The organism is Dellaglioa sp. CoH-56-MRSF-13 (assembly GCF_056782095.1).
Genome location: NZ_JBXAYC010000011.1, coordinates 1 through 7,509 on the forward strand (window position 1 = coordinate 1; position 7,509 = coordinate 7,509).

General features: G+C 33.3%; 8 protein-coding genes. All 8 read right to left on the minus strand.

Annotated features, from left to right (window positions below; genetic code table 11):
- A partial coding sequence (locus AC1RP1_RS07460; protein WP_481761984.1) for a plasmid replication initiation protein occupies positions 1-755 on the minus strand: 755 nt, incomplete at its 3' end.
- A 62-nt stretch (positions 756-817) separates the two neighbouring features.
- Entirely contained in the window at positions 818-2,017 is a 1,200-nt protein-coding gene (locus AC1RP1_RS07465; protein WP_224143287.1) for a restriction endonuclease subunit S, read from the minus strand.
- Entirely contained in the window at positions 2,005-2,649 is a 645-nt protein-coding gene (locus AC1RP1_RS07470; protein WP_481761985.1) for a hypothetical protein, read from the minus strand. The genes AC1RP1_RS07465 and AC1RP1_RS07470 overlap by 13 nt, the downstream gene beginning before the upstream one ends.
- Entirely contained in the window at positions 2,642-3,796 is a 1,155-nt protein-coding gene (locus tag AC1RP1_RS07475; protein ID WP_481761986.1) for a RepB family plasmid replication initiator protein, read from the minus strand. The genes AC1RP1_RS07470 and AC1RP1_RS07475 overlap by 8 nt, the downstream gene beginning before the upstream one ends.
- 503 nt (positions 3,797-4,299) lie before the next feature.
- Positions 4,300-5,535 carry a MobV family relaxase gene (gene mobV, locus AC1RP1_RS07480; RefSeq protein ID WP_481761987.1) on the minus strand — a complete coding sequence of 412 codons (1,236 nt, stop codon included), beginning with the start codon at positions 5,533-5,535 and terminating at the stop codon, positions 4,300-4,302.
- 489 nt (positions 5,536-6,024) lie between these two features.
- Complete coding sequence (locus AC1RP1_RS07485; protein ID WP_013102110.1) at positions 6,025-6,189, minus strand: hypothetical protein; 165 nt, start codon at positions 6,187-6,189, stop codon at positions 6,025-6,027.
- Positions 6,177-6,608 (minus strand): GNAT family N-acetyltransferase, encoded by a 432-nt coding sequence (locus tag AC1RP1_RS07490; protein WP_220741389.1) that lies wholly within the window; start codon positions 6,606-6,608, stop codon positions 6,177-6,179. Before AC1RP1_RS07490 ends, AC1RP1_RS07485 begins: the two co-directional genes overlap by 13 nt.
- Before the next feature lie 159 nt (positions 6,609-6,767).
- The gene (locus AC1RP1_RS07495) at positions 6,768-6,926 is read right to left on the minus strand and encodes a hypothetical protein (RefSeq protein WP_185931198.1); all 159 of its coding nucleotides are present in this window, start codon (positions 6,924-6,926) and stop codon (positions 6,768-6,770) included.
- Between the last annotated feature and the right edge of the window lie 583 nt (positions 6,927-7,509).

The following is a 7,509-nucleotide window of genomic DNA, read 5'->3' on the forward strand; positions in this document are numbered from 1 at the left end:
TTTTGTTTTTTATCCTGTTTATTTCTAATAGCGTTAAATGTTCTTCTCAATGAAACTGTGATGTCATGTTGCAAATCTTCATAGTTATCTAAAAAGATAGTTGTTGGTTTTCCTGTTTGTTGAGTAATAAATGTTTCACTTGCTTTTTTAGCATTAAAAATAATCCCAATCATTTTTTCCATTTTCTTTGGATCATTTGCAGACCATAAACTGATTAACTTTATTGTTTCAGCTTCTAAAGGAATTTTACCTGCATTTCCGTTTGATACTAGAAATTCGCTTGCATTAGCTACAATGTCTTGATTTTGTTTTTGTAGAACATTTTGAGAGAAATTAATTGATGAAAAATCAAGCATGCTTGTATCTTTATTAGTATCTTTATTAGTATCTAAGTTAGTCTTATATAGATTGTGTCCGATTTCGTGATGTCCGCTTGTATCAAGGGTTTCAGCCATTTCTTGTCGGCGTCCGATTTCGTGATGTCCGCTTGTATCAAGGGTTTCAGCTGTTTTATTATTTTCTTGTCGGCGTCCGATTTCGTGATGTCCGCTTGTATCAAGGGTTTCAGCCGTTTTATTAGCAAAATCCCGTTTAATATACACGTCTTTTGCTGTAACTTCTAAATCATCAAGGTAAAGTCGATTGGGTAAATTTTTCTTTTTCTTGGGATCAAATCCTTGCTTGATTTGAAATAATAGTCCTGCTATATATGATCCATTATACCATTTAACAAAAAAACAGCCCCCATTATCCAACTAGTAGATAACGAGGGCTGTTTTAATAGTCTTTTCTAGGGGTCATTATATAATTATAGCCCCTAAACAAACATCTTTTGTAAAAAGCCTTTTTTCTGTTCTTTCAACAAATCTAACTTACGTTGATGAAGAGCGATAGTGTCGTCGAGTTGTTTGAAAAATGAACCAATTTTTTGCTGTTCTTCCTGACTAGGTTTATAGATTTCAAATTCTGAAAATTTAGAAATCCAATGACGTTCATGACTTTGAGGTACATATTTTATATTCTTCAACGTATTAAACATAAAATAGAAATTGTCAGAATTATCATTCAAACTAAGTAATTTCATTGCGGAACTCTTAATCTTAAAAGGGAAATCTACATAATGAGAACCAGTTGTAAAATCATCAAATATAATAACTGGATTCTCTACGGTAGCATTTTTAATCCCAGTAATCTCATCTGTATAGCCCAATAAGAAACTCTTACCTGCTGTTAAAACAGGTGTATTAAAAGTGTCATCATACTCTGTAGATTTAACAATATATTTTGTTGGTTGCTCATAGTTAAATATCTCCCCCAACTTACGCTGTTCCCAATCGTCAGCAAACCCCGCAAATCGCAATTCAGGAATTTTTTCTCCAGCTTTTGGAAACATTTTTTGCAAGTAGCCTTTTTTCTGTTCTTTCAACAAATCTAACTTACGTTGATGAAGAGCGATAGCGCAATCAAGTTGTTTGAAGAATGTCCCAATTTTTTGTTGTTCTTCTAATTTTGGATATAAAAGATTTACTTGTTTTAGATCAGAGTTATGCAGATGAACTACAGATTTTCCTTGAGCTCTCTTCGACATTTCTTGTCGTTGAGATCCATTAGAAATAGTTAAAGCTAAAAAAATAGAATCAATATAATTTACTGGTTTAATTATATTTAAATCTCCGCCTAAAATTAGACCTGATTTACCAACAACTGAAGCTCTAGAAATATCTTCTGAAGATTCTCCTGATGCAGGTACTATGACTTCAGATCCTTCACTAATTATTGAGTTATCTTTCTTATTTACAAATGTATCTACTTTCTCAATAACTGTTTCATATTTTGTATATAAGCGACCATATAAAATTATTGGATCTCCAAATTCGACTAAATCATTTTTTGTATATCCATTGCCTTTTGAAAAACTAGCTAATTCACCCAACTTACGCTCTTCCCAATCGTCAGCAAACCCCGCAAATCGCAATTCAGGAACTTTCTTTTTAACTGAATCATCTATTTTCGCCATAGTCCCCACCATTTTCTTGGTTTTTCTTGTTCTTCTATCCTTTTTTGATCTTTGATTTGTTCCTGCAAATTTTCCAACTTCTCTTTAAGAGCGTTCACTTCATCTTTATATTGATTGTCTAAGTGTTTGAATTGTGTTTCCTGTGAGGGCATTTTGAGAACTTTTAATCTGTCGTTTTTTGCTTTGTATTCTTCTAACAACTTTTTATCTTGTAAGGCTAATTGTTGTTGCTGGTCTAACAAATTTTGCGTTTGTTTTTGTGCTTCCACTAAACTTTTTATTTGTTCATCTTTATTGGTATTTTGAGATTCAAGATATTCAATTTGGTGTTTAAGACTGTTTAAATAGCTATTTAAAGTGCTGTTTAATTCAACGCCTTCAACACTTGTATTTCCTTTTATATTAGTGTTTTCTTGGTGTTTAACGGTATTTAACTTACTGTTTAAACTACTGTTTAATTCAATACCTATATTTTCTTTTATTTGTTTAACCGCTTCAGCGGTTAATAGCTTCATACTATTATTTCTAACTACATATTCGCTTGATATTTTAGAAACTTGATAATGAATTTTATTCTTGCTAACTCCTAACTCATCTGCAAGTTCTCGAATCGTTTTTAAATTGTCACTCATGATCTATATCCTGCCTTTTAACGATTGGTAGATACTGTTCAATCGATTTTTTAAGATACTTAGCAATATTCTTTTTCGAATAGTCATCTTGTTTGTCTCTGATATAGGCTAAGTGTTCTTTCACGCCCTTTAAACCACGTAATTCTTTTAATTCGTCATAAAGTGGATATACATTTTTCTGTAACCCTGACAAAATAGTCGTATCCGTTAAATCAATATATGACAATAAAAACTGCTCCATAAGTAACTTTGTATAGGGACTTTTTATTGCCTTAACAGTCAACATATCTTCTGTTTCTTCTTGACGAATCTTGCCCTCGATATAAACGGGATCATCCTGTTTATAACTACTATCAGCCGCAACTTGTTTTTTAGTAATGTGAAAGACAATGCTATCAATGCTGCGCCCTTTTTTAACTTTTTCGTACGTCACATTAAAAGTTGTATTATTTGTAATTTCTTCAATACCATTTTTTAAAATTCTTTTTTCAAAATTTCTAAAATCCAGATACTCATCTATCGTATCTGTCATTTCTCGTAAATCTCGGATACTAATTTCAGGATTACGATAACTATCAATTTGGTCTTGTCTCCGACCACCTTTAAAGCTGTAATGCTCGTACTGGTTGTAATTCATCGATAACCAACGGTATAGAATAATGGCATACTTGCTATTTAATTCTGCGATGTCTGACAAAGCATGTTGCGTAAAATTGTTTTTAAGATTGATTAAGTAAGGCATGATTTCACGATGAAATTCAATTTTTACTTCGTCACTATAATCCGTCCATTCCACATAAGGGATTGGCACAATACTAACAAACTTAAACCCTTTATCTTGTTCTTTTTTAATCTGAAAAAAAGCTTGTTTCTGCATTCTTTCAATCGCTTGTTTAAATCGGCTATGTTTATCGTTATCATTCACCTTAAAGAAAGCAAACATTTCTTGCTTTGATAAATAAACCGTTTGATCTTGAGGTGGGTTTTCTGTATCGATTAAAGAAACAGCTAATTCAAACATTTTAAGCGGCGTTTTATCCATTTTGGCAATGGATGTGATTAAGCTATTGTGTTCGACCACTTTTCTTTTTGATAATTCATTCAAGGTCTGCACCTGCCTTGTCTTTGATTCTGATATAATGGACATATAGATACACTCCTTTGGGCGTGTTGTTGGATATAAGCATAAAGAAAAACTTTTTGTCGGGAATTTCTTTATGCTTTTTATTATAGCATTTTACGTGTACATGAAAAAATAAAATGTACACGTATGCACAGTATTTTGTACACGTATGCACAGTATTTTGTACACGTATGCACAGTATTTTGTACACGTATTTAGCTTTGAAGCATTGCTAATGCTCACTTTATAACCACGCAAAAGAACAAAAGATTAAAATATAAAAGATAAACTTATAATAGGCTTCGCCTTTTTATTGAATTAATAAAAACAAAACAAAAAGAACACCGTTGTACATAATGTTTGTCCAGAGTGTTCTTTTTGTTTGGCATTATTTTAAATGATGGATTCCTGGTTATGTAACCTAATTGCCCCTTATTAAGCCAATAGCGACGTTTGAATCTATTTGATGATTATTTCTACGTCACATGGTTAAAAACGCTTAGACGAGCAAATAGGCCGTTATAACGTTAAAGACTTGGCCCTTTAAAAATATCACGCGTTAATTCAATGATTCGATTAATTAATGCTTTAACTTGTTCAATACCCCAATCTAATCTAGTTGGCGCTATTTTCGTATCTGGATCTGCTCTAGCTGTCGTCAGTGTCTTTAACCAGGTCTGGGCTACTTTTTTATTTTGAGTGAGTTCTTCATGATCCAGCTTATAAAGAACATACCGAGCCTCCACATCAGTATGCGATAGTTTGTCGACACCATAATCATTTTTAAGCATGTCACGCATCACATAGTCCATTTTTTGCTGTTCTCGCTGCCGCTTCTGAAACATTTGATGAGTTTCTTTCAGGTTTTGATAGTCAGCTTGGATGTCAGCTAATTGCGCGTTGACTTGGCCTAACGTTTGCTTGAGTTCTCGTGTCTCATGCTGGCTTTGCAAGGTGGCTTTCTTCATCGTGGCTAACACACTTTTAAAGCGATCTAAGTCATCTGGTTTAAGCACCGTCTTACCAAAGAGGTTTTTAGATAAGTCTTGTTTAAAGGCATCAATTTGTTTTTCGGCTAAGTCCAATTCCGTTAAGGCTTGATCCGTGATTTTAAGTACGGCCTGTTTCGCACGAATATTGTCTTCAATATCGGCTAGTTCAGTTTTTAAAGCGTTAAACTGATCGTTGTATTTTTTGATTTCAGCGACATTCTCAAACGGTAAGGTTTTGTTATTTAAAATCCCTTGTTCATAAAAGGGCAGCACTTTTTTTAAATGCTCATCTAAATCCTCATGAAAGCTTTGCAAATCATGGCGCGTGAGGACTTCTTTAGCGGATACTTTATCACGTGCTTTTTTATTATCAAAAACCACTGGGACAAAGGCATAGTGCAAGTGAGGGGTTGTCTCGTCATAATGTACGACAGCGGCCACGGCATTTTCTTGACCATAACGGTCATTCAGAAAATTAGTGGTTGCTTCAAAAAAGGCGCTCTGTTGCTCGTAGGACGCTTCTGTAAGTTCTTCAGGTAAAGTGACAATCCAAGTCGCTAACGCCTTCACATCGTCTCTTTTCATGCAATAAACGTCATTTAAACGCGCATTGAAGCGTGACAGCATATCAGAACCATCCGCCATCAGATCTTGATTTAGATAGGTTTTCGACACATCAATTTCTTTGTTAGTGTGATGGTCGGTTTTACGTTCAAAGTGAACCGCTAAACCTGGGACTGCGCCACGCGTATTTTTCTTTAAATGCGCCATCAAAAATGCCTCCTCAAAAAGGGTTTTCCAAGACCAGTATAACACCGTTAAAAATCTGGTATAGCCTGTTATACCAAAATAATATTTTGGACAGGCTCTGCGAGGCGCGTCATCGCCAAGCGATGACCGTAGCGTTTCCCCTTCTTACTGGGGAAACTGCTATTTTACAGCGCCACTTATCCGGCTTGTAAAACCTCTGGCGGGTCACGCCGTGACGGGGCAATTTATCATTGCAGGATCACTTTCAGTGAGAGCATGTCATGCAGAACGCTACCCGCGTGGGGCAAGCTGGTGTCAGCTTAACCCCATAAAAAAATAAGTTGAGATAGTATCTGTATCTCAACTTATTTTGAATGCTAATATAATTTCTCATCGTATTAAGTTATGACCAATATTTCCTGTAAGCAAACTACACGCGTTTTTTTGGTAACAATTTTAATAAATCTACACTGGTATGGATTGCTCAGAAGTCAATAAATTGGACTATTTTTATTTGCCACTTATTATTTTGATAAGTCTAACTATTGCTTTTGGCATCAAAAGTGTCTTAGCGATATTGGTACTAATTATTCTGTCACTTACATTAGCATTATTTATTGCAAAATAAAAAGCAAAGCTTTTATAAAAAAAGTCTTTACCTTTTATTTTTCCCAAGTCATACGATACTCTTTTGAATCAGTCTCAGTATCCATACCTACACTGTCTATGATAAAATCTTTATTCTCATAAAAATTAACGGCATTAATATTATCTACATAGACTGAAAGTGTTAATTTGTCGTTTATTTGTTTTAGGTAATTAATTAATCGGCTACCAACACCTTGCTTTCTGTAGTTCATGTCAACAAATAATCCAGCTATGTAACCATCTAATTCGCCTAAAAAACCGATAATTATTTCATTATTCCTATACACAAAAATATTTGCTTCAGGCAACATTTTTTTAATGTTCACAAATTGATTTTTCCAATACTGAGCGGGAATAAATGAATGTGCTTGTAAATTGCCATTCAACCAAATCTGTGCCAATTGTTCTAAATCCCTGTCTGAAAAACTGTTTAATTTTGTAATCATTGTAGCCCCCTTTTTCCTAAAACAAGTTTAATAAGAAATAGGAGAGGATTCAATTATCTAAAACTAGGAAATGATATTAATTAATCATATTCTTTTCCATTTATTGTTTCACATATTGTTTCTACACTTATTAGTTCCATTATTTCCACTCCTTATAATTTAAAAATATTCTAATTCTAACAATCGTTTATTTAAGTTACCTAGCGTTCCATATTTTCGTATTAACACTTTAGTTTCTTGTTCATTTTGAGCTTTACTTATCACTCTATTCTCGCTTTCTGCATTATCTAATTGTTGCTTTAAAAACTTTTTATTCATTTTTCTGTCCTTTCTTTTAAACACATTTTTTTTAGGTGTTGAGTGAGTGAAGCTGGATTGATGATTATTTTTAAGTTATTAAATTATGTACATAGATCACCCCCTTTTTTTATTTTGATAGTTCATTTTTTCCAGTGCGTTTTCGGTCGTTTGCTGTGATGAAAACAGATAAAAAACATAAAAAAAATACAAGGGCGAACTTGTGAGTTTATATACCCTTTTATTTTTGACTGTTTTTGATATGGTAAGTGACAGTAAACAGACGTATTACGCAGTGTAAAATGAGCTTTCTAAAAAAGGTAGTATGATACATAATTTAATTGTTTAACTTCAAAATAATCAGAAAAAAAGGACAAGATATTATCTTGTCCTTTGATTTTAATTGCCTTTAATAACGCTTCTAAGGCATTTTTAACATTTTACTAGTCTTTGTACTTTGTTGCTTTTAAAGTTTCTCTATGGCTCTTATATGAGCTAATTTAGCCATTTTAACTTAATGATTGCAAGTATTCGCTGTACCACACTTCAAAAGTATTTCTCATTGCGCCAAAAATGTAATTTTCAGGATTAACTTTTTGTTTTT